This is a genomic window from Flavobacteriales bacterium (genome assembly GCA_016713875.1).
In the GTDB taxonomy this organism is placed as follows: Bacteria; Bacteroidota; Bacteroidia; order Flavobacteriales_F; family PHOS-HE28; genus PHOS-HE28.
Genome location: JADJOI010000003.1, coordinates 578,680 through 604,121, shown reverse-complemented (window position 1 = coordinate 604,121; position 25,442 = coordinate 578,680). Strand labels below are relative to the sequence as shown.

Here is a 25,442-nt window from a genome sequence, read left to right as displayed (position 1 = left end):
GCCCGACGATCACAACGGGTCGTTCGCGCTCCACGCCGTTCACTGCACCCCGAAGCGTTGCTCCTCCTCCTTGGCACGGTCCCAGTACAGGTCCATCTCGGCCAGGGTCATCGCGCCCAGCTCACGCCCGTCCTTGCGGCTCTCGCGCTCCAGGAACTGGAAGCGCCGGATGAACTTGCGGTTCGTGCGCTCCAACGCCTCGTCCGGGTCCACCCCGACGAAGCGCGCGTAGTTCACCACACTGAACAGCACATCGCCCACCTCGTCGGCACGGCGTTCCGATCCCGCGTCCACCTCGCGCTTCAGCTCGGCAAGCTCCTCATGGACCTTCGCCCACACCTGGTCGCGGTGCTCCCAGTCGAAGCCCACGCCCCGCGCCTTGTCCTGCACGCGCACCGCCTTCACCAGGGAGGGCAGGCCTTTGGGCACGCCTTCCAGCACGCTGCGCTCCCCGGATGCCGCGGCACCCTTCTCCTGCAGCTTGATCCGCTCCCAGTTGGCCTTCACCTCCTCCTCGTCCTGCACCTTCACGTCCCCGTAGATGTGCGGGTGCCGATGGATGAGCTTGTCGCAGATGCCGTTCAGCACCTCGGTGATGTCGAAGGCCCCGCGCTCGGACCCGATCCGGGCATAGAACACGATGTGCAGGATGAGGTCGCCCAGCTCCTTGCGCACGCCGTCCAGGTCCTCCTCCAGGATGGCGTCGCCCAGCTCGTAGGTCTCCTCGATGGTGAGCGGACGGAGGGTCGCCATGGTCTGCTTGCGGTCCCACGGGCAGCCCGTGCGCAGCTCGTCCATGATGGTCAGCAGGCGCAGGAAGGCGGCGGCCCGGGGGTCGGTGGCGTTCATGCCGCAAAGGTGCGATGGGAGAGGCTGCACGACCTACCTTTCGAGGGACAACCCCTCGACGCATGAAGATCGGCATCCTCGGTACGGGCATGGTGGGCCAGGTGCTCGCCTCCGGTTTCCTGAAGCACGGACATGATGTGACCATCGCCACGCGCAACCCGGACAAGGTGGCCGGCTGGCTGGACAAGCATCCCACCGGCCGCGTGGGCACGCACAAGGAGGTGGGCGCCTGGGCCGATGTGATCGTGCTGTGCAGCAAGGGCACGGCCGCAGAGGCCGCCCTGCAGCTCTGCGACGCGGACGACCTGGCGGGCAAGACCGTGATCGACACCACCAACCCCATCGCCGATGCTCCGCCCGAGAACGGGGTGCTGCGCTTTTTCACCACGCTTGAGGACAGCCTGATGGAACGGCTGCAGCGCGCCAATCCCAGGGCGCACCTGGTGAAGGCGTTCAACAGCGTGGGCAACGCCTTCATGGTGGACCCGGACTTCGGCGACACCCGGCCCACCATGTTCATCTGCGGCAACGACGCAGGCGCCAAGCAACAGGTGGTCACCATCCTCGATCAGTTCGGCTGGGAGGCCGAGGACATGGGCGGCGCGGAGGGCGCACGCGCCATCGAGCCGCTGTGCATCCTGTGGTGCATCCCCGGCTTCATCCGCAACCAGTGGACCCACGCGTTCAAGCTGCTGCGCAAGTAGCACCACTTGGCGCGGGCCCGCACGCCCGCACGGATACCTTTGCACCCCATACCATCCTCATGAACCTCCTGTTGCGCACGCTCGTCCTGGTCACTGTTCTCACCACCCTGTCCGCTTCGGCCCAGATCGCTCACGACCTCACGGTGTACTCCGAGGATGGCCTTCCCTTCACCCTGCTGGTGAACGGCCAGGCGATCAATGCGGAACCGGCGACCAGCGTCACGGCCTCGAACATCAACTTCGACTACGCCACCGTCATCGCCCGGTTCGCGGACCCCTCGATCCCGACGATCGAGCGCAAGAACCTGCAGATCGCCCAGCCCGGCACCGGTCCCAAAGGGCCTGTGGCGGCGGTGTACGCGATCAAGGAGAAGAAGGGCGAGGTGGTGATGCGGTTCGTGTCGCGCTCGGACAAGAAGATCCAGAACGCGCCGGTCATCATCATCAACAACTGAGCCCGTCGAGGTACGGCCTCATCCGCGGGGCACGGCACGGGTCGCCGGCCACCGGGCCAGGATCTCCGCGCATTTCGCTTTCATCAGCGCCTTCACCAGCGCCGCAGGCAATGGTTTCTCCGGGGTGAAGTGGATGGCACCCTTGCTGGTCCGGAAGCCCTTCAGTGCCTCGGCCAGCTCCTTCGGCACGGTGCCATACAACGCGCAATGGGCCTTGGCCGCACCGACGTACACCAACGGATGTCCGTGGAACTTGAACGCGGGCATGCCGTAGCCGAAGTGCTCCTCGATGCCGGGGACGGCGGCCTGGATACGTTGCCGCAGCACCACCAAGGCCTTGCGCTGATCGGCCGGCAAGGCCGCGAGGTAGTCGTCCGTGGCCCGCATGCTTCAGCCGATGATCCAGTTCAGTTCAGTGCGGTATCCGCTCGGGTCCTGCACCTTATCCGGGTTGTTCAGGTAGCGCTCGATGAACCGACCGGTCTCCGGGATCCCCTGTGCGCGCACCCAGCCCTGCAGTTCACCCCAGGCCCCACCAAGCCCATCGTACGGCCCTTCGTACACGGCGCGCACCACCTGCACGGCGGGCAGTCTGTTGTTCCGCACGCGCCCGTCCTCCCTCACAGGACCCGACACCGGGAAGCCGATCTCGAAGTCGAAACTGTCGGTGGGTCGTCGATGGTGATGGCAGAACATCGGACCGGTGATCCGGAGCCCCTGGCCGTTGATGGCCGCGATGATCTCCCGGATCGCCGGGTCCATGTGGCGGCCCATCTCCTGGCACGGGATCACCAGGTGGATGGTGGCGGTGGCCTGTTCCGTGGTGGTGGTGACTTCGGGCGTGCTGATCATTGTTGGGGTTTGACGTTCCCGGCCGTTACACGAGTTCGATCCACGCGCTGACGATCGCCCGCAGCACGTTCTGTTTCGCCTTGATGTCCGCCGCGTCCTTGAATACGACCTGCGCCCGGTCGTTGCCTATCCACTTCAACATGCCCTCCGGGTCGGGAATGCGATCCTTTAACATGACGCCTTTGGCCTTCGCACCCGCATGAAGGATGATCATCGGCTCCTTCACATGCCTCGGACCGTTCAAGGTGGCGAACCAGTCGGTCGTCCTGTAGCTGGCCGTGTTCCACTTCACCCCTTCCACGATCGACGGATCCACACTGAGGATCAGTGCGCGCAACGCGTCGATCGCCTTGCGGAGCGGATGCTGGTGCGCATCGAGGAGCGTGGTGGTGGCTGGATCGAAGCGCGCCATGGTTCAGTCCTGTGACTCAGCGTGCATCTTGAAGCGGTCCAGGATCGCCTGCCAGCCGGCCCGCTGCATGTCCTCGCTGTTCATGGTCTCGGCGTCAAAGGTCTCGGTGATGCGGGTCCCTCCGCCTTCCTCGGTGAACCGCACATCACAGGTCCGTCCGTCGCTCATCGTGTACGCGATGCGCCGGTGCTCCTGCACATCGTCGTACACGCCCTCGAAGTCGAAGCTGAAGCTGCCGTCGCGCGCGGCCATCGTGCTGCTGAACTTCCCACCGGTCCGCAGGTCGTTCGAGGCCCGTGGGCAGTGCCAGTCATCACTGGCCGCGTTCCATCGCATGATGTGGGCCGGGTCGGTCCAGATCGTCCAGACCCCGGACACGGGTCTGTTGACCAGGGCGGATACGGTGATGCGGGTGCTCATGGGTCCTTGTTCGATGGTGCGACAGGCTTCCAGCCTGTCGCATGGTGTTCTGGTCCCTTTCGGCCCGGACGGATCATCGCGTTCCGGATGTGAGCAGGTCCTCGAGCTGGTCGAGGCCTGCGGTGAAGCCCTCCTTGAAGCCCATGGCCACGATCCGCTCCAGGTCCTCCGGGGTGTCGAGGTCGATCCGCACCTGCACCAAGGTACCGCTCCCGTGCGGGCCGATCCGGCTCTCCCACCGCACGCGCGGCATGTCCATGTTGATCCGACCCTGCTCATCGCAGAAACCGTCCCGGCCGGAGAAGCAGGTCTTGGGCTCGACCTTCTCATAGGCGAAGTAGTCATGATGGCGGTCGCCTTCAGGGCCTTGCATGGTGTAGCTCCAACGCCCGCCCGGACGCAGATCGAGCGCGGTGATCACGCATGCGTAGGGTTTCGGCGCCCACCACTGGCAGAGGAGCTCCGCTTCGGTCCAGGCGGCCCAGACCCGATCGAGCGGGGCGTGGAAGGAACGCTCCACGGTGATGGTGCGATCGGCCTTGTCGACGATGAAGTGGAAGAGGGCCGAGGTGGGCATGGGTCAGGGTGTGGGCAAGGGGTTCAGGGGATCACCTGATCGGTGAGCGCGTACAGCCGCTCCTCCCAGAGGTCGGCATAGCCACAGGCGATGAGGATGGCCGGCGTGATGGGCTGGACGGGCGTGACATGCACGCTCACCGTGGTGAGCTCGCCATCGTCCTCGAACGCGACCGCGACGCGGACCACACGGATGCCGTCGGTCTCCACGGCCTCCAGCCAGGCCGGGCCCGCGTGCGTGATGGTGAAGCGGGCGTACCGGATCGGCATCGACCGACAGACGCTCCGTCCGTTGACCGATGCCCGGCCTCCATCGACGCCCATGGCGGGTTCATCCACGCCCAGCGCGGCTGCATGTCACTTGCTTACCTTAGGCCACGCCCATGAGCGAGCCCATCGTCTACTTCGGCCGCAACGCCAGCATCATGGCGCTGGTGCATCACCAGCTTCGCAGTGCGGGGCATGCCGCGGAGGGCTTCATGGAGGATGCGCCCCTGATGGCCCGGCTGGAGCAGGGGCCCACCGGACTCCTCATTCTCGGCGGCGGCGTCGAGGAAGGTCCCCGGCAGGAGCTGCGGGCCTTTTGCGCGTCGCGGGGGATCCGCCTGCTGGAGCACTTCGGCGGCCCCGAGCAGCTGCTGGAGAACGTGCGCGCGGCCCTGGCCACCGGATGAAGACCCTGCCCGCCCTCCTCTCCATCGTCCTGCTTTCCGGCTGTACCGGGTCCTCCGCACGGCCCCATGACCCACCCGCACCCGCCGCGATGCCCGCTGAACGACCCGTGCTGCTCTATGTGATGGACCCCTTGTGCGGCTGGTGCTACGCCTTCGGCCACGAGCTGGACACCGTACGTGCGCAGCTGGCCGACAGCATCGACGTGCAGCTGGTGCTGGGCGGCATGGTCACCGGCGACCGCGAGGGACCGATGGGCGACATGGCCGACCACATCCTCAGCGCCATCCCCCGGCTGGAGTCATACACCGGCGTGCGCATCGGCGAGCCCTACAAGGACCAGCTGCGCCTCGGCACGCGCTGGAGCAGCAGCGTGCCGCCGTGCCTGGCCATCGCCGCCTTCCGCGCCCTGGCCCCCGACCGCACCGTCGCCTTCGCCCACGAGGTGCAGCACGCGTACTTCCGCGACGGCCTCGACCTCAACGACCGAAGCCTCTATCCCACCCTCGCCGCCCGCCACGGCGTGGACGGCGCCCAGCTCACTGCAGCCCTGGCCGACCCGGCCGCCAAGCTCGCCTTCGAGGCGGACATCCGGCGCTCCGGCGAGCTCGGCGTGCAGGGCTTCCCGGCCGTGTTCGTCGTGGTGAAGGGCAGCCCCAGGCCGGTGAGCAGCGGCTACCGCAGCGCCGCGGACCTGCTGGCCGCCGTGCGCGCCGCCCTGCACGCCCGCTGAGCCGCATACCAAGCTGAAGCGGGCACCGTTACTTTGCCGCCCATGCTGCGCACCGCCCTGCTCGCGCTGTTCCTGCTCCCCGTGCTCTCCGCCCTCGCACAGCAGGAGGGCACCCTCTACGGCACGGTGCGCACGCCCGACGGCCGCGTGGCGCCCTTCGTCAACGTCTTCGTGGAGGGCATGGCCCGCGGCACCACCACCGCCGACGACGGCCGCTACGAGCTGAAGGTGCCGGCCGGCGTGGAGCTGCTGCTGCGCTTCAGCTTCGCCGGCAGCACGCAGGACCGCCGCGTCACCGTGCGCGGCGGCGAGCGCCAGCGGCTGGACGTGGAGCTGCCCGTGAACACCCTGGGGCAGGTGGACGTGCGCAGCGGCGACAGCGAGCGCGACGCCGGCATCACCGTGCTCGACGCCAAGCTCACGCGCTTCATGCCCAGCCCCATGGGCGGCGTGGAGGCCCTGCTCAGCGGCCAGCTCGGCGTGGTGATGCGCAACGAGCTGAGCTCCGGCTACAGCGTGCGCGGCGGCAACTTCGACGAGAACCTGGTGTACGTCAACGGCATCGAGGTGTACCGCCCCTTTCTGGTGCGCGCCGGACAGCAAGAGGGCCTGAGCTTCCCCAACCCCGACCTCATCGAGCGCATCCACTTCAGCGCCGGCGGCTTCGAGGCCCGCTACGGCGACAAGCTCAGCAGCGTGCTCGACATCACCTACAAGCGCCCCAAGGGCTTCGCCGGCTCGGCCACGGCCAGCCTGCAGGGCGGCGCCATCCACCTGGAGAGCGCCATGCTGAAGAAGCGCCTGCGCCAGATCACCGGCTTCCGCTACCGCACCAACGCCTACCTGCTGCGCAGCCTAGACACCAAGGGCGAGTACGACCCGCGCTACCTCGACCTGCAATCGTACTGGACCTACGACCTCAGCGACAAGGTGGAGCTCGGCTTCCTGGGCCTCTACTCCAGCAACCAGTACCGCCTGAGCCCCCAGAGCCGGCAGACCGAGTTCGGCAACTTCAACCAGGCTCTGCGCTTCACGGTGTTCTTCGAGGGCCGCGAGCGCACCGAGTTCGACACCTGGTCCGGCGCCCTCAACCTCAACTGGAAGGCTGGCAAGGACGCCCTGCTGAAGTTCACCGTCAGCGCCTTCGACACGCGCGAGACCGAGACCTTCGACGTGCTCGGCCAGTACTTCCTGGATGAGCTGGACCGTGACCTGGGCAGCGACCAGTTCGGCGAGGTGGTGCGCAACCTGGGCGTGGGCGGCTACCTCGACCACGCCCGCAACGACCTCAGCGCGCAGGTGATCACCGTGGCCCACCGCGGCTACAAGCAGCTGCGCAAGAGCTACCTGCAGTGGGGCGTCGACGGCCGCCGCGAGACCATCAGTGACCGCCTCAGCGAGTGGACCATGGTGGACTCGGCCGACTACAGCATCCCGCAGAGCGAAGGCGAGGACCTGGAGCTGAGCTACGTGCTGAAGAGCCGCGCCGAGCTGGAGAGCTACCGCGCCAGCGCCTACGTACAGAACGCGTGGACCTGGGAGACCCGTCCCGGCCGCAGCTGGGGCCTCAACGCCGGTTTGCGCGCCAACTGGTGGAGCTACAACCAGGAGACCGTGGTGAGCCCCCGCTTGCGCGCCACCTACGCCCCCGGATGGACGCGCGTGACCCACAAGGGCGACACGGTGGACCGCCGCCACCGCTTCTGGTTCGCCACAGGCCTCTACTACCAGCCGCCTTTCTACCGCGAGCTGCGCGGCTTCGACGGCCAGCTGAACCCCGACATCCGCGCTCAGCGCAGCATCCACGTCCTTCTTGGCTGGGAACGCGAGCTGCGCATCTTCCAGCGCCCCTTCAAGCTCACCACCGAGGCCTACTACAAGCACATGGACCACGTGATCCCCTACGAGGTGGACAACGTGCGCATCCGCTACTACGGCCGCAACAACGCCCGGGCCTACGCCGCGGGGCTCGACCTGAAGCTCAACGGCGAGCTCATCCCCGGCATCGAGTCGTGGGCCGGGGTCAGCGTGATGACGGTGCAGGAGGACCTGGTCGATGACTTCTACTACCTGCGCTTCAACGCCGCCGGCGACACCATCCGGCCGGGCTACACCTTCGACCAGGTGGCCGTGGACTCCACGCGCATCGAGCCGGGCTACATCCCCAAGCCCACCGACCAGCGCGTCAACTTCGCCCTCTACTTCCAGGACGAGATGCCGCGCTGGCCCACCTTCAAGGTGCACCTCAACCTGGTCTTCGGCACCCGCCTGCCCTTCGGCCCGCCCAACGACGACCGCTACAGCGATACCCTCCGCACCGGACTCTACCGCCGGGTCGACATCGGCTTCAGCAAGCAGCTGCTCGGCGCGCGCGGGCAGGACAAGAAGGGCTTCCTGCGCCACATCAACGACATGTGGGTGAGCGTGGAGGTCTTCAACCTGCTCAACATCAACAACACCATCGACTACACCTGGGTGCAGGACGTCAGCGGCCGGTTCTACGCCATCCCGGACAACCTCACCCCGCGCCGCCTCAACGTGAAGCTCATCGCCTGGTTCTGACGACCCGCCGGCGGTCGGCCGCCGTGCCCTACTTTCGCCGGAGCATGAAGCGGGCACTCCTCCCCCTCCTCCTGGCCACCCTGCTGGCCGCCTGTGGCACCCACAAGTTCGTGGCCTCCACCCACCCCAACGGCAAGCCCGAGGTGGTCATCTTCATGAAGGGCCAAGGCGAGGAGGCCGAGAAGGTGATGGAGAAGGTGTACTACCCCAACGGCCAGCTGGAGTACACCGGCCACTTCCTCAAGGGGGTGGAACACGGCCAGTGGACCTACTACTACGAGAGCGGCACCAGGAAGTACCTGGAGAGCTGGGAGAACGGCCTGGAGCACGGCATCCACTACGACTACAGCCCCGATGGTCAGATCTACCGCGAACTGCACTATGAGCAGGGCAAGCTGGTGAAAGAGGTGGACCGCAGCAAGCGATAGCACGCGGGGCACGGGCACCCGCTCGGCGGCTTCGTTCCGCACCTTGGCGCGACCACGGATGAGTCCCGTGCACCGTTATCTTGCCTTTCCGCCATGGACGAAAAGGCCATCGATCGCGCGGTGCAGCTGGAGCACCTGGTGCATCACGCCCGGCGCTGCATCGCGCTGCACTTCCCCTACGACGCCGAACTGATCGCCGCCGCCAAGCACGCCGGCGCCCGATGGAGCAGGACCCACCGCTGCTGGTACACGCCCAACGCGCCGGAGCATATCCAGGCCATCTTCACGGCGTTCAAGGGCCGGGCCTGGGTGGACATGAACGGCTTGCGGAAGAACACCGGAACCGACGCACCCGCCCGATCGGCGACCCCGCCTGCAGCAAGCGCCCGGGTGGCCCATGGAGCGAAGCCCCCGGCCACCGCACCGGCCACAGCACGGCCAACGCCCCCAGCGCCCGTTCTGTCCAACGTTCAGGCGGATGTGCTGGCCACCATGCGGCGCAAACTGGAGATCGGACGATACAGCCCGCGGACCATTGAGACCTACCTCAACGCGGTGAAGCAACTCTTCCTCCGGTTCGCACAGAAACACCCGAACGACATCCGCACCGAGGACATTGAGGCCTTCCAACATCACCTGGCCACATCCGGCAAGAGCAATAGCTACCTGAACCAGGTAGTGAACGCGGTACGGTACTACTACAAAGATGTACTGGGCGATGTCACACGGGTGAAGTCCATCGAGCGGCCGCGGAAGGAGCGGCAACTGCCCTCTGTGCTCAGCGAGGAAGAGGTGGCCACCCTGCTCAGAGCGCCCACCAATCTCAAGCACCGATGCATGCTCATGCTCATCTACTCCGCCGGGCTGCGGCTGGGCGAACTGTTGAACCTGGAACTCACTGACATCCACCGGGACCGGAAGCAGGTGCTGATCCGAGGGGGCAAGGGCAACAAGGACCGTGTTTCGCTCCTCAGCCCCAAGCTCCTCAACATGCTGGACGAGTACATCGTGGAGCATCGGCCCAAGCGACACCTGTTCGTGGGCCAGACCGGCGGCCGGTACTCCGAGACCAGCGTACAAGCTGTGTTCCACGACGCCAAAGCCAAGGCGGGCATCACCAAACCGGCATCCGTTCATTCCCTCCGGCACAGCTTCGCCACCCACCTTTTGGAGAAAGGCACCGACCTGCGCTACATTCAGGCCCTGTTAGGGCACAGCTCAAGTAGAACCACCGAGATCTACACCCATGTCAGCACCAAGGCCCTCGGCAAGATCCGCAGCCCACTGGACGACCTCGACCTCTGACCGTGATCTGGGTTTTACATCCCGCAATAGTGGAATAGTACCACCCCTACAGGCGAAATAAACCCAGGATCTGGTACAACCCCCTAGTTAGGTGCCATCGCGAATACGCCAACGCGCAAAGCCGACGCGCTGAAAAATACAACAGAACCCGGCCCGGCTGAGAACCCAGAAAAGGGCGGCAGCCAATGCCGCCCGAGAACTTCGGAGGACAGTCGATCGAGGATAACCATGTGGATAACTTCTGACCGTTCTCTGATCTAAACGGGATCCGTGTTCTGACCTTTGACCCGTTATGGAGGAAAAGGTCACACAACTCATCAAAGAGCTTCGCGAGCGGATCGACGAACTGGAGCGCATTGTTCTCACTCGTGACGCCCACCACGTTGAGCGGGAGATCAGTGTACTTATCACGCCGAAGGGCAAGGTGCGGGGCCTCAACAACAAGGTGATGGGAGTGCTGCGCGACAGTGTCGAGCCCATCGGGTCCGCGGAAATCACGAAACGCCTGTTTACCCCCGAATATGGCGTGTCATACGATGCCTTTCTGCGGAAGGTGGTCGTCGCCGTCAGCTACCTGCACAAGAACGGAAAGCGTGTAGCACTGACCCATGATAGCAATGGGAAGGCGCTTTGGAGCCTTCCGACTTATGACAACACCGTGCCATCGAAGGCGTGGGATAAACCCGAAGAAGAAGAACTGATAGAAACAGACGCCTCGTAGCTCAACGGATAGAGCGCCACGCGCCACCAACTGCTGGAACCAGGAGGGGTACTGAGTGGAGGTTGCAGGTTCGATTCCTGCCGAGGCACAATCATTCAAGGAACTGTGATGGGATCCCCCGACAGTGTAAGTGGTCAAAGCCAGCACCTATATGGCATGCTGGACCGAGATACCGTCTGTCAACCCATCACACAGAAGGAGCCGGGGCCGAAGGCGGTCCCATTAGCCGGAAAGCCTCTGTCCCCACAGAGCCTTAGGCATAGGGTAATGACCTGAACCGGTTCCCTTCCAAGTCACGAGCACCCTGCCCAAGCGGCAGGGTGTTTCGTTTGAAAGAACGTGGGTCAAAGGTAGTGCATGCCCCTATTCGATCCAAGCGCGAGCACAAAACAGGATTGGCCTCATCTTTGAAGGCCCGTCAGTGGCGCATGTGCGGGCCGCTTGATAACATTGTACCTTTGCACTACGTTTGAGCCCTACGCTCAGTAGCATCATACACCATGGACAGCACCATCAAAATAGCCCGCATTAGCGTTCGCTCCTTGGAGGATGGCGTGTTCGTTGACTACGACATCCCCGTTCTCACAAAGTTTAAGGACGGAATCTGGTTCGCTCATAGCCCCCTGTTTAAGAGCTTGGGGTATTCTACGGTTAGCGAAGAGGACGCTATCGAAGATCAGTACAAGGACATCGAGGTGTTCTTGCAGATACACGTTAGCAACAAGACCCTTCATCGCGCATTGAGCAAACTGGGGTGGTCTAAAGAGCTTGACAAGGAGGAGTTCGCAACTATACCGAACATTCCTGTCACCCTATTGGGATCTAGTTCGTTCCGCAAGCACACGTTCGCGGTAGCTTGATATTCCGATGGAGGAAACCATCGCAAACATCAGGCTTAGGGAACTTCTTGAGGCTAGGGGCGGAAAGTGCTTCACGCACAAGAATGGTGATTGTGCCTATCTAATGCCAAACGAATCCGTTGTCCGGCTCCCTAATGGGCATGCCCGTATACCCGAATCGGTTGTACGGGAGTTAGCTGAAATCAAGTGCGAAATGAGTCCTTGGGAATATGACTTCTGGCTTACCAATCAGGATAAGCCAAAGCATTATAAAGCTTGTGTGGCGCAATGGTTCCCACTGCGTCTAAGGGTGGAAGCCCCAATACAAACAGCCGGGCCGGGTTCTGAGTCCCGCTTGTCCACTGACAGCAAGCCACTACCTTTCAGCAATGGGCGGGACCAAATGCGGAAGACGCGACGGCACCTAACATCGGCTATGCGCAACGCCCCCTCAACACAAAGCCCACGCGCAAGGGGCGCTGCGCATAGCCTCATCCGTTAGGTGCCATCGCGAATACGCCAACGCGCATAAGCCGACGCGCTGAAAAATACAACAGAACCCGGCCCGGCTGAGAACCCAGAAAAGGGCGGCAGCCAATGCCGCCCGAGAACTTCGGAGGACTGAAGAAAAAGAACCGGCTCCGCCGGAAAGGACTTGAAGAGGCGGCGGCCAACGCCGCCCCAAATACAAGACGGTCATCCAGCACAGGTAAACAGGGGTAAGCCATTTGCCTCCGTTGCCTACCTTCGGCCGCACCCTAGCCCTGTCAGTCAGCCAGTTGTTGATATCTCCGCCCGTTACGTGGGCAGGGCGAGACGCTTGACGGATAACTTTGCATCACTTTGACGGAATGTACGTCGATCTACCACCTGACCTTAACCGCCTCATTTTGGCCCGAACTGATGCATCATCCTCGAGGCTGGCGCTACTGCTGGTGTCCAAGGCCATAGAGGCTAGTCGGCAGCGTGGAGTGCAGTTAGACATCGCCTTGGCAGCATCCTTTGATCTGTTGGTAGCGAGCAAGTACTATCAATACGTCCTGCCCGAAGGGTGGCTTTGGTGCCAACACTGCGACCACGACATCTACGCCTTCTTCAATGCCTGCCCTTACTGCATCACCGAGGAGAGGTTTGTGCATCACATCGGGCGCAAGCCTACCTCTGGGCAGATAGGTCCTGCAACAGCAGAGGCATTGCGCGAAATACTCAGCGCATACTACCATCTGACAGCCGGACCTTCGGTCGCGGTACACACAGGCACTGAGCCCATTGATATCGCCGTTGTAGACACCGTATCGCGATACGTCTTCATCGCAGAGGTCAAAGCAGCTCCGTTGTTCATCCCTGCATTGGCACGCAAGCATACCGCTCAAGGCTTGCAAACAACCGAGCAGAAACCACTCCGCCACAGTGTCGGGATCGTTCGTGCGATGGATCAACACTCCTATTCCTTGGTCATCCCCGCACCAGATGGAACCAAGATGTTCTGGGAGTTGCAGACTACTGGCTTGGGTTCGTCAGCATGGGGCCAAGAAGCAATCGCCAACGCAATTGAAACCGGGTCATTTGACCTTGCCGCCTATGTGCGTGCATGGGCACACCTCTGGCAGCTTTACGCCACGAAGAATAATCGCGACAAGCTCTTTTGGTTCACAGGCGCTTGCGGGCTACCCCGTAAACCGGGTGAGGGTTGGCCTGTATCAGCCGATGGGAAGCCCAAGGGCACCATTTCGGACGGAAAGACAAGTGTCGGAATGGACCGCACGGATGACATTAAGAAGAGTACGTTCCAAGTTTTGAAGTTGGGTGTAGAAGCAAGGCAACTGCCCATGAATACGTGGACCCTAGGCATTGGCCTAGCCTCTAACCTTCATGCGGCTCGGCACTACGAAGACTACCTCAAGCAATACGAGGAGATCGTTTGGGGTTGGTCCAAAGATGGTGGACAAGCCCCCAAGGATGTCTTCAACCTGTTTGATGGTGTGATATCATTCTCGCAGAGCCACATCCGTGATCAGAAGTTAACCGCACTCGTAACCTGGCACTGACATGGAAGACCACAAACTCACCCAGGATCTACGCCGCTTCTCTCATGTATCGAGACAGGCGAGTCCTAATGTCCAAAGACGAATCGAAGCTCTGAAAGTCGGACAGAAGATGCAAGATCTGCCGGAAGAGCTTTGGCACGCCAGCTTTCGGTACTATGTAAAGGAAGACCCGAACAGAAAAGGTGGTCCCAACTTGCGAATGATCCGCCTTGACCCAGAGCAACCGTCATTGACCGTGACGGGCTTTATCTTCAACAAGTTCGTGCATCCTTCTGAGGACCGCTTCATTACGGCACGCGAGGCGGCTCGCCTCCAAGGTTTCCCTGACTGGTACATGTTTACCGGTCCTTTGACAAGTGTTCAGCGTCAAATCGGGAACGCAGTTCCGGTTCAGATGGCTCGTGCAATTGGCAGTGCTATTCTTCGTAAAGAGCGTGAAGTTCATCCAACAGGGGATAGAACGCTTCGTGTACTCTCCCTCTTCTCAGGTGCAGGAGGTCTGGACCTTGGCTTCTTCGCGAACAGGTGCTACGGAATTGATTTCGAGATAGACAGTTGCGTAGAGTTCGACCGCGATAGCTGTGAAACACTCCGCTACAATTTTGGGGCTGAGGCTCACAACGTAATCGAGGGTGATATCCGCTCTGTCAGGGTGCCTGACCTATTGCGTGGTCGCTCAAAGACTGGGTTCGATGTAGTAATCGGAGGACCGCCGTGCCAGTCGTTTTCTCAAGCCGGTAAGCAAAAAGGCATCAACGACGATCGCGGACAACTCATCGAAGAGTATATACGCATGGTGCGCGAATCCAATCCTCGATATTTCGTTTTCGAGAATGTCTCTAACCTGAAGTCCATTGGCCGTGGTGACCTGTTGCGCAGTATCCTTAGCGACCTACGAACTTTAGGATACAATTGTGAAGTTGGGGTTCTCAGCGCCTCGGATTACGGAGCGCCACAGAAGCGGAGGCGCTTGGTGATTCTCGGCAGCCGCAAAGACCTTGGTACACTCTCCATTCCCTCACCAACACATGGCATAGGTCCAGACTTGCAACCCTTCACAACAGTTGAAGATGCCTTCAATGGCTTGCCACAGCTAATGGCGGCCAAGCCCAAGGAACAACAGGCGAGCAACACGAAGGCCAAGTATCGCGACGCTTTGAAGAATATGCAGATCCGCCTGGACTTGGCCGAGTGCTGGGCATAGCAAATACGGGCGCAATGGTGCCCACTGCGCCTAACCTTCAAAGCCCCAATGCGAACAGCCGGGCCGGGTTCTGAGTCCCGCTTGTCCACTGGCAGCAAGCCACTACCTTGCAGCAATGGGCGGGACCAAATGCGGAAGACGCGACGGCACCTAACATCGGCTATGCGCAACTCCCCCTCAACACAAAGCCCACGCGCAAGGGGCGCTGCGCATAGCCTCATCCGTTGTGCGTAATAATTGACGACCGACAATAATCACCTTCCTTTATGACGCATGTCATTATTTCTTCGGCTGACAGTGCCGACATTTGACAAAAAATTATACTAAAATGAACCAGACACATATTCACTTACTCATAACTCATCTCCCAATTTTCGGCTCCATCTTGGGCGGACTGGTTTTAGCGCACGGACTTTGGACAAAAAGCAACCAAACAAAAATCGCAGCTTACAACATTTTTATAATTTCTGCAATTGGTGCTGGCATTGCTTACCTGACAGGTGAAGCTGCTGAAGAAACAGTTGAAAACATTCAAGGTATTGCTAAGGATATGATTGACGAGCATGAGGATTTTGCTGTTTTCGCCTTAGTATCATTAATAATACTTGGCGTTTCTTCTATCGGTGGACTTTTCCTGACTTTAAGAAAGTCGGCTCTGACGCGGATGACAGCTATTGTAATTTTATTTATTTCCCTAATAAGTTTTGGCTTAATTGCAAGAACAGGTTATTTAGGCGGACAAATTAGACACACAGAAATCAATAACTTGAATACAGCAACACAAGGACAAGGTGGAGAAAGTGAAGACGATGATTAAATAAATCAATCTAAAAACAATAAAATGAAAAAGACAGTATTTTTAATTGCTATTGCTATTGGACTGCTGACAGCTTGCCAAAACAGTTCAAACCAACCTGCAAATCAAAATGAAGGGACTGCACCTAAACAGGACACAGCAGTAAATGTGAACCAACAAACATCAAACCCTGTAGACACAGCTAAGGCAAATAAAGAGAAAGGGGAAAAGGAAGAAGAGAAGGACGGAGACGACTAAAACTTCCTTAAAAATATTACTACGCACAACATCGGGTTGGCGTAATGGGGGCTGACGTGCTTGATTGAACGTTAGCCCTTTTTATTTACATTTGTGCAAGGCTGACAGTGTGTGCTTCTAATTCCCCCACTACGCCAACCCGCAAAACGTTGAACGCCATCGCGCACAGAGCGGCGCGCCAGCGTTCAACTCCGAGTGACCACCGCGGGTAGGGTGCAGGCGTCCGGGGCGGCTTCTGTGCTCAGAACCTGTTTGCAATACCCGCATTTGGCTGCGCGTTGGTCTTTAACGACCATACTTCGCCGCGAGAACAGTCACGTAGCTCCGGCTATGCTCCTATTCTCGCGTCTCGTCCGGTCGCCAGATCCTCAGCGCTCGCTTCAAAAGGGGGTATTGCAAACAGGTTCTCAGGCGAACTGCCGCACGCTGGTGCGGATGATGTTCACGCACTCCATCAGCTGCTCCTCGGTGATCACCAGCGGCGGGGCGAAACGGATGATGTCGCCGTGGGTGGGCTTGGCGAGCAGACCGTTGTCGCGCAGCAGCAGGCAGAGCTCCCAGGCGGTGCGGCGCGTGCCGTCGGCGGCCGTGCGGGGCTCGATCACCAGCGCATTGAGCAGACCGCGGCCGCGCACCCGCTTCACGAAGGCGTACTCGTCCACCAGCTTCTGCATCTCGGCGCGGAACAGCCGGCCAAGCCGGTCGGCGTTGCCGCAGAGGTCCTCGTCCTGCACGATGCCCAGGGCCTCGATGGCCAGGCGCGCGCCCATGGGGTTGCCGCCGTACGTGCTGCCGTGGGTGCCGGGGGTGAAGACGTTCATCACGGCATCGCCGGCCAGCACGGCGCTCACCGGGTACATGCCGCCGCTGAGGGCCTTGGCGAGGATCACCACGTCGGGGCGCTGCACGCCTTCGTGCGCTTCGCAGAGGCCCTTGGTGCAACGGCAGCCGTTGTGGTGGCAGCTGGCCAGCAGGCGGCCGGTGCGCGCGATGCCCGTCTGGATCTCGTCCGCGATGAAGAGCACGTTGCGGGCCTTGCAGGCGGCGATGGCGCGGGGGATGTAGTCGTCGGCCGGCACGTACACGCCCTTCTCGCCCTGGATGGGCTCCACCAGGAAGGCACAGACGTGCGGGTCCTCCAGCGCCTTCTCCAGCGCGGGGAGGTCGTCGTAGGGGATCACCTCGAAGCCGGGCGTGAAGGGCCCGAAGCCGCCCTGGCTGTCGGGGTCGGTGCTCATGCTGACGATGGTGATGGTGCGGCCGTGGAAGTTGCCCTCGCACACGATCACCTTCGCCTGCCCCGCCGGGATCCCCTTCTTCTCGTAGCCCCACTTGCGCGCCATCTTGATCGCCGTCTCCACCGCCTCGGCGCCGGTGTTCATGGGCAGCATGCGGTCGTAGCCGAAGAGGGTGCACACGGTGCGGGCGTATTCGCCGAGCACGCTGTTGTAGAAGGCGCGGCTGGTGAGCGTCATGCGCGTGGCCTGCTCCTGCATCACCTTCACCAGGCGCGGGTGGCAATGGCCCTGGTTGACGGCGCTGTAGGCGCTGAGGAAGTCGTAGTAGCGCTTGCCCTCCACGTCCCACACGAACACGCCCTTGCCACTGTCGAGCACCACCGGGAGGGGATGGTAGTTGTGGGCCCCGTAGTGCTCTTCGAGCTCGATGGCCTGCTGGGTGCGCGTGCGGATGCTGGAGTGGATCGACATGGCAGGAATGACGGGCGTTTCGCGGGAAGCGGCAAAACTAGGGGTTCGGGGCGCGCGCTGCGGGCCTGCGGGAAGGGGCCTGGCTGTGGCCGCGTCCCCATCTTTGCGGCCCCATGCCCCGCCGCGCCGCACGATCCGCCGAAGAGGTGCCCGCCGTACCCATCACCGGATGGGGCGCCAACGGCAAGGCCCTGGCGCGCCTGGACGGCCTGGTGGTCTTCGTGGCGGGCGCCGTGCCCGGGGATACGGCCGACCTGCGCATCCACACCCGCAAGAAGTCGTACGCCGAGGCCACGGCCGTGCGCATCGTGTCGCCCAGCGCCGACCGGGTGCCCGCCTTCTGCGCCCACTTCGGCACCTGCGGCGGCTGCAAGTGGCAGGACCTGGCCTACGAGCGGCAGCTCGACTTCAAGCGCCAGGAGGTGATCGACAATCTGCAGCGGCTCGGGGGCCTGGAGCTGCCCGAGGTGGAGCCGACCCTACCCTCGCCCGCCATGCGCGGCTACCGCAACAAGCTCGAGTTCACCGCCAGCGCGCACCGCTGGTTAACCCACGCCGAGCTGCGCACGTTGGGCGAGATCGCCGACCGCAACGCCCTGGGCTTCCACATCCCCCAGCGCTTCGACCGGGTGCTGCAGGTGGACGAATGCCATCTGCAGCCCGCCCCCAGCGATGCGGTGCGCAATCTCATCCGGGCGAAAGCCGCCGACCTGGGCATCTCCTTCTACAACATCCGCGAGCACCACGGCGGGCTGCGCACGGTGATGGTGCGCACCACGCTCACGGGCGAGTGCATGGTGCTGATCGCCTTCGGGGAGGACCGGCCCGAGCAGCGCACCGCGCTGCTGGACGCCCTGGTGGCCGCCTTCCCCGGGCTCACCAGCGTGCTGTGGACGGTGAACACCAAACGCAACGACACCCTGTGGGACCTGGACATCCACGTGCACGCCGGCCGCGACCACCTGGTGGAGACCTTCGATGACGGCGACACCGGGCGCATGCTGCGCTACCGCATCGGGCCCAAGAGCTTCTTCCAGACCAACCCCGCACAGGCCCAGGCCATGTACGCCCTCACGCGCGAGCTCGCCGGGCTCACGGGGACCGAGCGCGTGTACGACCTCTACTGCGGGGCGGGCACCATCAGCCTTTTCGTGGCCGGCCACGCTGCGCAGGTGGTGGGGGCCGAGATCGTGCCCGAGGCCGTGGAGGACGCCTGGGCCAATGCCCGGCTGAACGGCATCACCAACGTGCACTTCGAGGCGGGCGACCTGCGCCATCTGCTGGACACCACCTTCGTGGAACGCAACGGACGCCCCGACGTGGTGATCACCGATCCGCCGCGCGCGGGCATGCACGAGGACGTGGTGATGCGCCTGCGCGAGATGGCGCCGCCCCGCATCGTGTACGTGAGCTGCAACCCCGCCACGCAGGCCCGCGACCTGGCCTTGCTGAACGACCTTTACCGCGTCACCTTCGTGCGTCCGGTGGACATGTTCCCCCACACCTACCACGTGGAGAACGTCGTCCGCCTCGACCGCCGCTAAGCCCCTCCCCATGCGCCTTCTTCTGCTGCCCCTCCTCGCCCCCGCCGCCGCCTTCGGCCAGGTGATGACCGACCAGTTCATCGAGCTCACCGTGCACGACACCATCCCGCTCCGCTTCGGCGAAGTGGTGTATGAGCTCCGTTGGACCGACCCCGGGGACCAGCCCTACGATGAGAACGCCGACTGGGAGAAGGTGCAGCGGGAGATGGTCGAGCGCGCCGACCGGGAGCTGGGCAAGCTGGAGAAGGAACTGCGCGGCATGGGCCACCGCGTGGAGCGCACCACCGATGCCGGCGACGACCTCACCCTCGGCGCCTATGCACAGCCCCCCGTGCCGGTGTTGCGCATCACCGCCCCGGACCAGCAGGCGCTGAAGCCGATGGTGGCCGCCTTGCGCGGGCGCCCCGGTGTGGAAGGCCGCATCGCCCATTGGCGCTTCGATCAGCCCGAGGGCGCCCAGACCGCCGTGCTACAGGCCATGTTCACCACTGCGGAACAGCGCGCCCGCGCCATCGCTACGCTAGCGGGACGGAAGCTGGGCAAGCTGCTGGCCGCACATGAGCCCGCAGCGAAGGAGGACGGGATCCTTGACCTCCTTCAGCTGCTGAGCGGCCGCGACCACGCCTCGGAAGATCCCATGCAGGCCACCCTGATGGCGCGGCAACGCAGCATGGTGTTCCGCTTCGCCCTGATCGACTGAGCCGTGGATCTGGGCCGCCAATTCTGGGAGGAACGCTATCACACCGGCGACACCGGCTGGGACCTGGGCGGACCCTCCGCACCGCTGAAGGCCTATCTGGAACAGCTCGAAGACCACGATCTGTCCATCCTCTTTCCCGGTGCGGGACGGGCCTATGAGGCCGAGCATGCCCACCGCCTGGGCTTCCGCCACGTGACCGTCATCGACCTCACCGACGCTCCGTACGCCGACCTGCTCGCCCGTTGCCCGGACTTCCCGAAGGACCACCTGCTGGTGGGCGACCTCTTCCGGCACGAAGGCACCTACGACCGCATCATCGAACAGACCTGCTTCTGCGCGCTCGACCCGGCGTTGCGACCGGGCTACGTACGCGCCATGCACCGCATGCTCCGCCCGGGCGGCAAGCTCGTCGGCGTCCTCTTCAACGACCCGTTGAACACCGAACGGCCGCCCTTCGGCGGATCGCAGGCCGAGTACGAGGCGCTGTTCCGTCCGCTCTTCCCCCGTGCGCGCTTCACCCCCTGCCACAACTCCATCGCCCCGCGCAGCGGCCGCGAGCTGTGGATCGATGCGCCGCGTGACTGACGGCGCCGACCGCCTTGTTCACCGCCCGTCGTAACCCGGCTACGCCCGCGTATCGGTCAGGCACCGATCTTCACGCCCCGCCATGCATATCGACGCCGCCACCTGCGAAGCTTACTTCGCCGCCCTGCCCGAGGAGCGACGCGCGGCGTTGACGCAGGTGCGGCGCTTGGTGATCCGGGCGTTCCCGCGGGTGACCGAGGAGCTGCGCAACGGCCTTCCCACCTACTTCCTGGACGGGACGGCGTTCTGCGCGCTGGGCAACCAGAAGAGCTTCATGGCCCTGTACATCATGCACCACGACCTGCTCGATGCCTTCAACAAGGACCTGAAGGCGTACGATCACGGGCGTTCGTGCATCCGGTTCCGACGGCTCGAGCCCGAGACCAACGAGCTGTTCGACCGGATCATCAAATACACGGGGAGCCGCTTTCCGGACAGCCGGTTGAACAGGCCATCGCGCGCCGAGCTGGGTACGCGCTAGCAGCGCTCAGATCACCGCGACCAGGAACGGCCACGCCTGCCTGCCCACGAGGTACAGGCCGATGACCATCACCAGCATCAGCACCCACGCCCGGAACCGCTTGTGCGGCACACGCTGCAGAAGCGCGCGCCCGGCCCACGAACCCGCCTGGTCCACACCCGCGCGTCCACAAAGCCCTGCTGCACGTAGACCAGCGATCGCGTGAGGTCGACCCCCAGGTCGATCCAGGCGGAGGTGCACACGAACGCGGTGCGCTCCGGACCGAACGCCGCCAGGGTGACCCCGAAGATGGCCCCGCCCGTGCCCATCAGACCAGCCACGAGACCGGAGATGCCGCCGCCCAGCGCGGCGTTGCGCGTAGTGGGCTCCACGCGGGCCGTGGGGAAGAGCAGGAACACCCCGCTGAGCATCACCTGCAGCACGCCCAGCAACAGCGTGAGCATCGACTCATCGGCCACGCCGGTGAGCCGGGCCCCGATGTACACCCCGCCCACGGCGGGCAGCACCATCGGCACGAACACGCGCCACGAGAAGCCGCTGCGGAACAGGATCACCTTCGCCACGTTGCTGAAGACGTGGAACACCGCGGTGAGCCCAAGGGCCTCGGTGAAGGGCATGAACCAGCCCGCGATCGGCATCACCAGCATGCTCGACCCGAAACCGCCCACCGTGCCCACCACCTCGGCCAGCAGCAACAGCAGCGCGAACCACAGCAGTTCCACCCCGGCAAGGAACCGGACAACCCTCCGGTCCACGATCTTCGTCCTTTCACCATGCGTCGACCCCTCCTCCCCCTCGCCGGCCTTGTGGCCATGATCGGCATCCTTCGCCCTGCAGCGGCGCAGACCACCCGCATCCTCTTCCTGGGCAACAGCTACACCGGCGTGAACTCCCTGCCCACCCTCGTGGAGCAGGTGGCCGTGAGCCTGGGCGACACCGTCGAGGCCTCGTCCAACATGCCGGGCGGATACACCTTCGAGCAGCACGCCGCCAACCCCACGAGCCTGGCGCTGATCGACGCGCAGCCCTGGGACTTCGTGGTGCTGCAGGAACAAAGCCAGCGGCCCAGTTTCCCGCTGGCCCAGGTGCAGGTGGAGGTCTTCCCCTTCGCGGCCCAACTGGTGGACGCCATCCGCGCGAACGACAGCTGCACCACGCCCGTCTTCTACATGACCTGGGGCCGGCAGGACGGCGACCAGCAGAACTGCCCGAACTGGCCGCCGGTATGCACCTACGCCGGCATGCAGGCCCTGCTGCGGGAACGCTACCTGCAGATGACGACCGACAACGCCGCGGCCTGTGCACCGGCGGGCGCGGCCTGGGCCCACGTCCGTGACCAGTATCCCGGCATCAACCTCTACGCCACCGATGGAAGCCACCCGTCGATGGCCGGCAGCTACCTGGTGGCCTGCACCATGTACGCCACCTTCTTCGGCCGGAGCCCCGTGGGCGCCTACCATCCCACCACCCTCCATCCCGACACCGCCGGCCTGTTGCAGGCGGTCGCTGCGACCGTGGTGCTGGACAGCCTCGCTACCTGGAACATCGGTGCGCTCGATCCGGACCCCAACTTCACGTGGTTCGATCTCGGGGCGGGAACGATCCAGTTCAGTGCCACGTCGCCTGCAGCGATGACGCACCTGTGGTCCTTCGGCGACGGCAGCACCGGTTCAGGGTCCGACCCGGACCATTCGTACGGTGCGCCGGGCGCGTACACCGTGTGGCACGTGGTGACCGACGCGTGCGGCCGCACCGACTCCGCCTCCGTGGATCTTTCCGTGGGCGGGGTGTCCGTGCCCGAGCTGGGCACGACCTCGCCCCGCGCTTGGTGTGATGCCGAAGTCGTTCACTTCGATGCCACGGGGGCCGGCCTCCTGCGCTTGGTGCATGCCGACGGCCGCCTCGCTGGCGAGCGCAGGATCAGCGGCCCGGGGCTGGTGCACCTGCCGATGACGGAGGCCAGAGGGCCGATCCTCTGGACTTTCCGATCCGAGGATGGCGGTGGATGGCGGGGCCTCCTGGTGCGCCCCTGACCGGCCGCACCGCTACCTTGCGCCCCGCATGGCCGCCACCACCGCGCTCGTCCTCGATCACGACCAGGTCCGGCGCAAGCTGGAACGCATCGCGCATCAGTTGCACGAGGAGCACCACCGCGAGCGGGAACTGGTGCTTGTGGGCATCAGCGGCCGGGGCAGCAAGCTGGCCGAACGCTTCGCCACCCTGCTGGCGGACATCGCCCCCTTCACCGTCGATGTGCTCGAACTGGCCCTCGACAAGGACGCCCCACACGCGCATCCCATCACCCTCTCGGCGCCGACGGAGCGATTGAACGGCCGGGTGGTGGTGCTGGTGGACGATGTGCTCATGAGCGGTCGTACGCTGATGCACGCTGCGGCGCACCTGGTGCAGGTGCCGGTGAAGCGCCTCACCACCGTGGTGCTCGTGGACCGCCGGCATCGCACCTTCCCGATCCGGGCGGACATCGTGGGCCTTACCCTCAGCACCACCCTGCAGGAGCACATCAGCGTGGAGCTGGGCCGTCGCGACCGGGTTCATCTCTCCTGAGCGGCGCCGACGGCGATGATGATCCGCCGCACCACCTCCTCCACCGGTGCTTCCGCATCCACGGTGACCGTGGCCTGCGCGTAGTGCGGCGCACGTTCGTGAAGCAGTTCCCGGGTGCGTTGCCGCACGCCGTCCTCATCCAGTCCGAGGTAGAGCGGTCGGTCGCGGCCGGCGCGCAGGACGCGGCGCACCAGCTCATCCTCCCCCACGGAGAGCATCACGACGGTCGCCGCACGCCGTGTGGCTTCCATGTTCCGCGGATCGATCAGCGAACCGCCTCCGGTGGCCAGCACGCCCGGGCCGCCGGCGCTCAACCATTCGAGCAACAGCTCGCGCTCCAGCTGCCTGAAGGCGTGCTCCCCTTCACGGGCGAAGAACGGTGCGATGGCCCCGCCGATCCGTTGCTCGGCCAGCCGGTCGAGGTCGGTGAACGGGACCTGCAGGCGTTCGGCCAGGGCCCGGCCCACGTGGCTCTTGCCCGCGCACATCGGACCGGTGAGCACGAGACGCATGGGGCAAAGGTGGGCCCGCCTTCCCGTTCGCCGACGATCCGCACCTTCGCAGCGCATGAAGCTCGTGACCGCTGACGACCCGCGCACCATCCGCGACTGGATGCGCCTGCCCTGGAGCATCTACCGGGACGACCTGAACTGGATCCCCCACCTGCGGCAGGACATCGAAAAGGTCTTCGATCCGAAGCGCAACAAGCTGTTCAAGGGCGGGAACGCCCAGCGCTGGGTGCTGTACGATGACGCGGGTGCGGCGATCGGCCGTGTGGCGGCCTTCGTGAACCCCAAGACCGCGCGCACCGAGGAGCGCCCTACCGGAGGCATGGGCTTCTTCGAGTGCATCAACGACCGCGCCGCCGCGACCCTCCTTCTGGATGCGGCCCGCGACTGGCTCATCGCCCAGGGCATGCAGGCCATGGACGGCCCCATCAACCTCGGGGAGAAGAACATGTACTGGGGCCTGCTGATCAAGAACTTCACGGACCCGCCCATCTACGGCGTGAACTACAACCCGCCCTACTATCGGGACCTGCTGGAGGGTTACGGGTTCAAGGAGTACTACAAGCAGCTCTTCTTCAAGCGCAGCATGGAGGTGAAGGCGCAGCCGATCTTCCACCGCAAGTACAACCAGCTGAAGAACGACCCGGACTTCACCATCCGTGATGCCCGCGGCCGCAGCGTGGACCAGCTGGCCGAGGATTTCCGCACGGTGTACAACGCCGCGTGGGTGGACCATGCCGGTTTCAAGCCGATGGAGAAGGCCCAGGCGCTAAAGATCATCCGCGCGATGAAGCCCGTGATGGACCCGCGGATCCTGATCTGGGTGGACCACAAGAAGAAGCCTGTCGCCTTCTACATCAGCGTGCCGGAGCTCAACGAGATCTTCCGCTATGTGAACGGCGACCTCAACTGGATCGGCAAGCTCAAGTTCCTCTGGCACAAGTGGCGAGGTACTGTGAAGACCATGACCGGCATTGTGTTCGGCGTGGCCCGGGAGTTCCAAGGCAAGGGTCTGGAGGGGGCCATGATCGTGTTCGCCGAGAAGATCGTGGAGCAGGGGTCGTACCGCGACACCGTGCTCACCTGGATCGGCGACTTCAACCCGCGCATGATCAAGGTGTGCGAGAACCTGGACGCGGTGAACTACCGCACCATGGCCACCTACCGCTACCTCTTCGACCGCAGCCTGCCGTTCCAGCGCCATCCCTTGATCGAGAAGAAGGACGGGTGATTTGTGCAGTGGCCTGCGCTGTGTACATTTGCACCCTCTTAACCGCCACCTGGCGGTGGTAAGACTCTGTAGCTCAGTTGGTAGAGCACAACACTTTTAATGTTGGGGTCCTGGGTTCGAGCCCCAGCGGAGTCACCAGAAAGCCCCTTCCTAGGGGCTTTCGTCATTCCGTGCCCGCCATGAACATGGCCTGGTGGATGAGGGGTAGCTGATCCACACGCCCGATATTCCCGGTTCTGATCTATATTCGCCCTGCGCGTTCGTCCCAGCGCCTCTGTCACGCA

At 63.5% G+C, this 25,442-nt stretch carries 30 protein-coding genes and 2 tRNA genes; 22 read left to right on the top strand and 10 right to left on the bottom strand.

Features of this window, described 5'->3' with window-relative positions; genetic code table 11:
• Window positions 1-39: 39 nt before the first annotated feature.
• Window positions 40-849 (bottom strand): nucleoside triphosphate pyrophosphohydrolase, encoded by an 810-nt coding sequence (mazG, locus tag IPJ87_04020; GenBank protein ID MBK7941032.1) that lies wholly within the window; start codon window positions 847-849, stop codon window positions 40-42.
• A gap of 14 nt (window positions 850-863) precedes the next feature.
• Between mazG and IPJ87_04015 the strand changes: the two genes are divergently transcribed.
• Window positions 864-1,553, top strand: a complete 690-nt coding sequence (locus IPJ87_04015; GenBank protein MBK7941031.1) for an NAD(P)-binding domain-containing protein — start codon at window positions 864-866, stop codon at window positions 1,551-1,553.
• Between the two features lie 59 nt (window positions 1,554-1,612).
• Window positions 1,613-2,008, top strand: coding sequence for a hypothetical protein (locus IPJ87_04010; GenBank protein ID MBK7941030.1), 396 nt, complete (start codon window positions 1,613-1,615; stop codon window positions 2,006-2,008).
• Window positions 2,009-2,026: 18 nt separating this feature from the next.
• On the opposite strand, the gene IPJ87_04005 is transcribed toward IPJ87_04010, so the two are convergent.
• From IPJ87_04005 to IPJ87_03980, 6 genes are all read right to left on the bottom strand, one after another.
• Window positions 2,027-2,395: a DUF1801 domain-containing protein gene (locus tag IPJ87_04005; GenBank protein ID MBK7941029.1), complete on the bottom strand. Its 369-nt coding sequence runs from the start codon at window positions 2,393-2,395 to the stop codon at window positions 2,027-2,029.
• Between the two features lie 3 nt (window positions 2,396-2,398).
• Complete coding sequence (locus IPJ87_04000) at window positions 2,399-2,860, bottom strand: GyrI-like domain-containing protein (GenBank protein MBK7941028.1); 462 nt, start codon at window positions 2,858-2,860, stop codon at window positions 2,399-2,401.
• Between the two features lie 25 nt (window positions 2,861-2,885).
• Entirely contained in the window at window positions 2,886-3,272 is a 387-nt protein-coding gene (locus IPJ87_03995; protein MBK7941027.1) for a DUF1801 domain-containing protein, read from the bottom strand.
• A 3-nt stretch (window positions 3,273-3,275) separates the two neighbouring features.
• Entirely contained in the window at window positions 3,276-3,692 is a 417-nt protein-coding gene (locus tag IPJ87_03990; GenBank protein MBK7941026.1) for an SRPBCC family protein, read from the bottom strand.
• A gap of 73 nt (window positions 3,693-3,765) precedes the next feature.
• Entirely contained in the window at window positions 3,766-4,269 is a 504-nt protein-coding gene (locus IPJ87_03985) for an SRPBCC domain-containing protein (protein ID MBK7941025.1), read from the bottom strand.
• 23 nt (window positions 4,270-4,292) lie between these two features.
• Window positions 4,293-4,538 (bottom strand): hypothetical protein, encoded by a 246-nt coding sequence (locus IPJ87_03980; GenBank protein MBK7941024.1) that lies wholly within the window; start codon window positions 4,536-4,538, stop codon window positions 4,293-4,295.
• 113 nt (window positions 4,539-4,651) lie between these two features.
• Here IPJ87_03980 and IPJ87_03975 point away from each other — a divergent pair, with 113 nt between their 5' ends.
• The 12 genes from IPJ87_03975 (at window position 4,652) to IPJ87_03920 (ending at window position 15,834) form a co-directional block, all read left to right on the top strand.
• Window positions 4,652-4,942, top strand: coding sequence for a hypothetical protein (locus tag IPJ87_03975; protein MBK7941023.1), 291 nt, complete (start codon window positions 4,652-4,654; stop codon window positions 4,940-4,942).
• An 89-nt stretch (window positions 4,943-5,031) separates the two neighbouring features.
• Window positions 5,032-5,673 carry a DsbA family protein gene (locus IPJ87_03970; GenBank protein ID MBK7941022.1) on the top strand — a complete coding sequence of 214 codons (642 nt, stop codon included), beginning with the start codon at window positions 5,032-5,034 and terminating at the stop codon, window positions 5,671-5,673.
• Window positions 5,674-5,715: 42 nt separating this feature from the next.
• The gene (locus IPJ87_03965; GenBank protein MBK7941021.1) at window positions 5,716-8,235 is read left to right on the top strand and encodes a TonB-dependent receptor; all 2,520 of its coding nucleotides are present in this window, start codon (window positions 5,716-5,718) and stop codon (window positions 8,233-8,235) included.
• Between the two features lie 44 nt (window positions 8,236-8,279).
• Window positions 8,280-8,663 carry a hypothetical protein gene (locus IPJ87_03960; protein MBK7941020.1) on the top strand — a complete coding sequence of 128 codons (384 nt, stop codon included), beginning with the start codon at window positions 8,280-8,282 and terminating at the stop codon, window positions 8,661-8,663.
• A 93-nt stretch (window positions 8,664-8,756) separates the two neighbouring features.
• Window positions 8,757-9,968, top strand: coding sequence for a tyrosine-type recombinase/integrase (locus IPJ87_03955; protein ID MBK7941019.1), 1,212 nt, complete (start codon window positions 8,757-8,759; stop codon window positions 9,966-9,968).
• 292 nt (window positions 9,969-10,260) lie between these two features.
• Window positions 10,261-10,689, top strand: a complete 429-nt coding sequence (locus IPJ87_03950; GenBank protein MBK7941018.1) for a hypothetical protein — start codon at window positions 10,261-10,263, stop codon at window positions 10,687-10,689.
• Window positions 10,680-10,778: transfer RNA gene (locus IPJ87_03945), tRNA-OTHER, on the top strand. Before IPJ87_03950 ends, IPJ87_03945 begins: the two co-directional genes overlap by 10 nt.
• A gap of 411 nt (window positions 10,779-11,189) precedes the next feature.
• Window positions 11,190-11,549 (top strand): hypothetical protein, encoded by a 360-nt coding sequence (locus IPJ87_03940; GenBank protein ID MBK7941017.1) that lies wholly within the window; start codon window positions 11,190-11,192, stop codon window positions 11,547-11,549.
• An 830-nt stretch (window positions 11,550-12,379) separates the two neighbouring features.
• Entirely contained in the window at window positions 12,380-13,576 is a 1,197-nt protein-coding gene (locus IPJ87_03935; GenBank protein ID MBK7941016.1) for a hypothetical protein, read from the top strand.
• Between the two features lies 1 nt (window position 13,577).
• Window positions 13,578-14,780 carry a DNA cytosine methyltransferase gene (locus IPJ87_03930; GenBank protein ID MBK7941015.1) on the top strand — a complete coding sequence of 401 codons (1,203 nt, stop codon included), beginning with the start codon at window positions 13,578-13,580 and terminating at the stop codon, window positions 14,778-14,780.
• Window positions 14,781-15,108: 328 nt separating this feature from the next.
• Window positions 15,109-15,597: a hypothetical protein gene (locus IPJ87_03925; protein ID MBK7941014.1), complete on the top strand. Its 489-nt coding sequence runs from the start codon at window positions 15,109-15,111 to the stop codon at window positions 15,595-15,597.
• 24 nt (window positions 15,598-15,621) lie between these two features.
• A complete protein-coding gene (locus IPJ87_03920) occupies window positions 15,622-15,834 on the top strand; it encodes a hypothetical protein (protein MBK7941013.1) in 213 nt (70 codons plus the stop codon).
• Between the two features lie 407 nt (window positions 15,835-16,241).
• On the opposite strand, the gene rocD is transcribed toward IPJ87_03920, so the two are convergent.
• Entirely contained in the window at window positions 16,242-17,543 is a 1,302-nt protein-coding gene (gene rocD, locus IPJ87_03915) for an ornithine--oxo-acid transaminase (GenBank protein MBK7941012.1), read from the bottom strand.
• Window positions 17,544-17,656: 113 nt separating this feature from the next.
• On the opposite strand from rocD, the gene rlmD reads away from it, so the two are divergent.
• From rlmD to IPJ87_03895, 4 genes are all read left to right on the top strand, one after another.
• Window positions 17,657-19,087: a 23S rRNA (uracil(1939)-C(5))-methyltransferase RlmD gene (gene rlmD, locus IPJ87_03910; GenBank protein ID MBK7941011.1), complete on the top strand. Its 1,431-nt coding sequence runs from the start codon at window positions 17,657-17,659 to the stop codon at window positions 19,085-19,087.
• 10 nt (window positions 19,088-19,097) lie between these two features.
• Window positions 19,098-19,787, top strand: a complete 690-nt coding sequence (locus IPJ87_03905) for a hypothetical protein (protein MBK7941010.1) — start codon at window positions 19,098-19,100, stop codon at window positions 19,785-19,787.
• 3 nt (window positions 19,788-19,790) lie between these two features.
• Window positions 19,791-20,372, top strand: coding sequence for a methyltransferase domain-containing protein (locus tag IPJ87_03900; GenBank protein MBK7941009.1), 582 nt, complete (start codon window positions 19,791-19,793; stop codon window positions 20,370-20,372).
• Window positions 20,373-20,454: 82 nt separating this feature from the next.
• On the top strand, window positions 20,455-20,853 hold the full coding sequence (locus tag IPJ87_03895; protein MBK7941008.1) for a DUF1801 domain-containing protein: 399 nt from the start codon (window positions 20,455-20,457) through the stop codon (window positions 20,851-20,853).
• A gap of 77 nt (window positions 20,854-20,930) precedes the next feature.
• On the opposite strand, the gene IPJ87_03890 is transcribed toward IPJ87_03895, so the two are convergent.
• On the bottom strand, window positions 20,931-21,575 hold the full coding sequence (locus IPJ87_03890; GenBank protein ID MBK7941007.1) for a sulfite exporter TauE/SafE family protein: 645 nt from the start codon (window positions 21,573-21,575) through the stop codon (window positions 20,931-20,933).
• Window positions 21,576-21,626: 51 nt separating this feature from the next.
• On the opposite strand from IPJ87_03890, the gene IPJ87_03885 reads away from it, so the two are divergent.
• Window positions 21,627-22,886 carry a PKD domain-containing protein gene (locus IPJ87_03885; protein ID MBK7941006.1) on the top strand — a complete coding sequence of 420 codons (1,260 nt, stop codon included), beginning with the start codon at window positions 21,627-21,629 and terminating at the stop codon, window positions 22,884-22,886.
• A gap of 28 nt (window positions 22,887-22,914) precedes the next feature.
• The gene (locus tag IPJ87_03880; protein ID MBK7941005.1) at window positions 22,915-23,418 is read left to right on the top strand and encodes a phosphoribosyltransferase; all 504 of its coding nucleotides are present in this window, start codon (window positions 22,915-22,917) and stop codon (window positions 23,416-23,418) included.
• Here the strand turns inward: IPJ87_03880 and IPJ87_03875 are convergent.
• A complete protein-coding gene (locus IPJ87_03875; protein ID MBK7941004.1) occupies window positions 23,406-23,930 on the bottom strand; it encodes a shikimate kinase in 525 nt (174 codons plus the stop codon). The two genes, IPJ87_03880 and IPJ87_03875, sit on opposite strands and share 13 nt — an antisense overlap.
• A 55-nt stretch (window positions 23,931-23,985) precedes the next feature.
• Here IPJ87_03875 and IPJ87_03870 point away from each other — a divergent pair, with 55 nt between their 5' ends.
• Both IPJ87_03870 and IPJ87_03865 read left to right on the top strand, forming a co-directional pair.
• Window positions 23,986-25,158, top strand: coding sequence for a hypothetical protein (locus IPJ87_03870; protein ID MBK7941003.1), 1,173 nt, complete (start codon window positions 23,986-23,988; stop codon window positions 25,156-25,158).
• Window positions 25,159-25,220: 62 nt separating this feature from the next.
• Window positions 25,221-25,296, top strand: a tRNA-Lys gene (locus tag IPJ87_03865).
• Window positions 25,297-25,442: the final 146 nt, after the last annotated feature.

Bases quoted from the DNA above. Each gene is read 5' to 3' on its own strand.
- rocD (MBK7941012.1), bottom strand. From the start codon at position 17,543: ATGTCGATCCACTCCAGCATCCGCACGCGCACCCAGCAGGCCATCGAG.
- IPJ87_03965 (MBK7941021.1), top strand. From the start codon at position 5,716: ATGCTGCGCACCGCCCTGCTCGCGCTGTTCCTGCTCCCCGTGCTCTCC.
- IPJ87_03880 (MBK7941005.1), top strand. From the start codon at position 22,915: ATGGCCGCCACCACCGCGCTCGTCCTCGATCACGACCAGGTCCGGCGC.
- IPJ87_03975 (MBK7941023.1), top strand. From the start codon at position 4,652: ATGAGCGAGCCCATCGTCTACTTCGGCCGCAACGCCAGCATCATGGCG.
- IPJ87_03895 (MBK7941008.1), top strand. From the start codon at position 20,455: ATGCATATCGACGCCGCCACCTGCGAAGCTTACTTCGCCGCCCTGCCC.
- IPJ87_03870 (MBK7941003.1), top strand. From the start codon at position 23,986: ATGAAGCTCGTGACCGCTGACGACCCGCGCACCATCCGCGACTGGATG.
- IPJ87_03930 (MBK7941015.1), top strand. From the start codon at position 13,578: ATGGAAGACCACAAACTCACCCAGGATCTACGCCGCTTCTCTCATGTA.
- IPJ87_04015 (MBK7941031.1), top strand. From the start codon at position 864: ATGGGAGAGGCTGCACGACCTACCTTTCGAGGGACAACCCCTCGACGC.
- IPJ87_03960 (MBK7941020.1), top strand. From the start codon at position 8,280: ATGAAGCGGGCACTCCTCCCCCTCCTCCTGGCCACCCTGCTGGCCGCC.
- IPJ87_03995 (MBK7941027.1), bottom strand. From the start codon at position 3,272: ATGGCGCGCTTCGATCCAGCCACCACCACGCTCCTCGATGCGCACCAG.
- IPJ87_03985 (MBK7941025.1), bottom strand. From the start codon at position 4,269: ATGCCCACCTCGGCCCTCTTCCACTTCATCGTCGACAAGGCCGATCGC.
- IPJ87_03875 (MBK7941004.1), bottom strand. From the start codon at position 23,930: ATGCGTCTCGTGCTCACCGGTCCGATGTGCGCGGGCAAGAGCCACGTG.
- IPJ87_04005 (MBK7941029.1), bottom strand. From the start codon at position 2,395: ATGCGGGCCACGGACGACTACCTCGCGGCCTTGCCGGCCGATCAGCGC.
- IPJ87_03920 (MBK7941013.1), top strand. From the start codon at position 15,622: ATGAAAAAGACAGTATTTTTAATTGCTATTGCTATTGGACTGCTGACA.
- IPJ87_03905 (MBK7941010.1), top strand. From the start codon at position 19,098: ATGCGCCTTCTTCTGCTGCCCCTCCTCGCCCCCGCCGCCGCCTTCGGC.
- rlmD (MBK7941011.1), top strand. From the start codon at position 17,657: ATGCCCCGCCGCGCCGCACGATCCGCCGAAGAGGTGCCCGCCGTACCC.
- IPJ87_03970 (MBK7941022.1), top strand. From the start codon at position 5,032: ATGCCCGCTGAACGACCCGTGCTGCTCTATGTGATGGACCCCTTGTGC.
- IPJ87_04000 (MBK7941028.1), bottom strand. From the start codon at position 2,860: ATGATCAGCACGCCCGAAGTCACCACCACCACGGAACAGGCCACCGCC.
- IPJ87_03990 (MBK7941026.1), bottom strand. From the start codon at position 3,692: ATGAGCACCCGCATCACCGTATCCGCCCTGGTCAACAGACCCGTGTCC.
- IPJ87_04010 (MBK7941030.1), top strand. From the start codon at position 1,613: ATGAACCTCCTGTTGCGCACGCTCGTCCTGGTCACTGTTCTCACCACC.
- IPJ87_03925 (MBK7941014.1), top strand. From the start codon at position 15,109: ATGAACCAGACACATATTCACTTACTCATAACTCATCTCCCAATTTTC.
- IPJ87_03940 (MBK7941017.1), top strand. From the start codon at position 11,190: ATGGACAGCACCATCAAAATAGCCCGCATTAGCGTTCGCTCCTTGGAG.
- IPJ87_03935 (MBK7941016.1), top strand. From the start codon at position 12,380: ATGTACGTCGATCTACCACCTGACCTTAACCGCCTCATTTTGGCCCGA.
- IPJ87_03980 (MBK7941024.1), bottom strand. From the start codon at position 4,538: ATGCCGATCCGGTACGCCCGCTTCACCATCACGCACGCGGGCCCGGCC.
- mazG (MBK7941032.1), bottom strand. From the start codon at position 849: ATGAACGCCACCGACCCCCGGGCCGCCGCCTTCCTGCGCCTGCTGACC.
- IPJ87_03885 (MBK7941006.1), top strand. From the start codon at position 21,627: ATGCGTCGACCCCTCCTCCCCCTCGCCGGCCTTGTGGCCATGATCGGC.
- IPJ87_03955 (MBK7941019.1), top strand. From the start codon at position 8,757: ATGGACGAAAAGGCCATCGATCGCGCGGTGCAGCTGGAGCACCTGGTG.
- IPJ87_03950 (MBK7941018.1), top strand. From the start codon at position 10,261: ATGGAGGAAAAGGTCACACAACTCATCAAAGAGCTTCGCGAGCGGATC.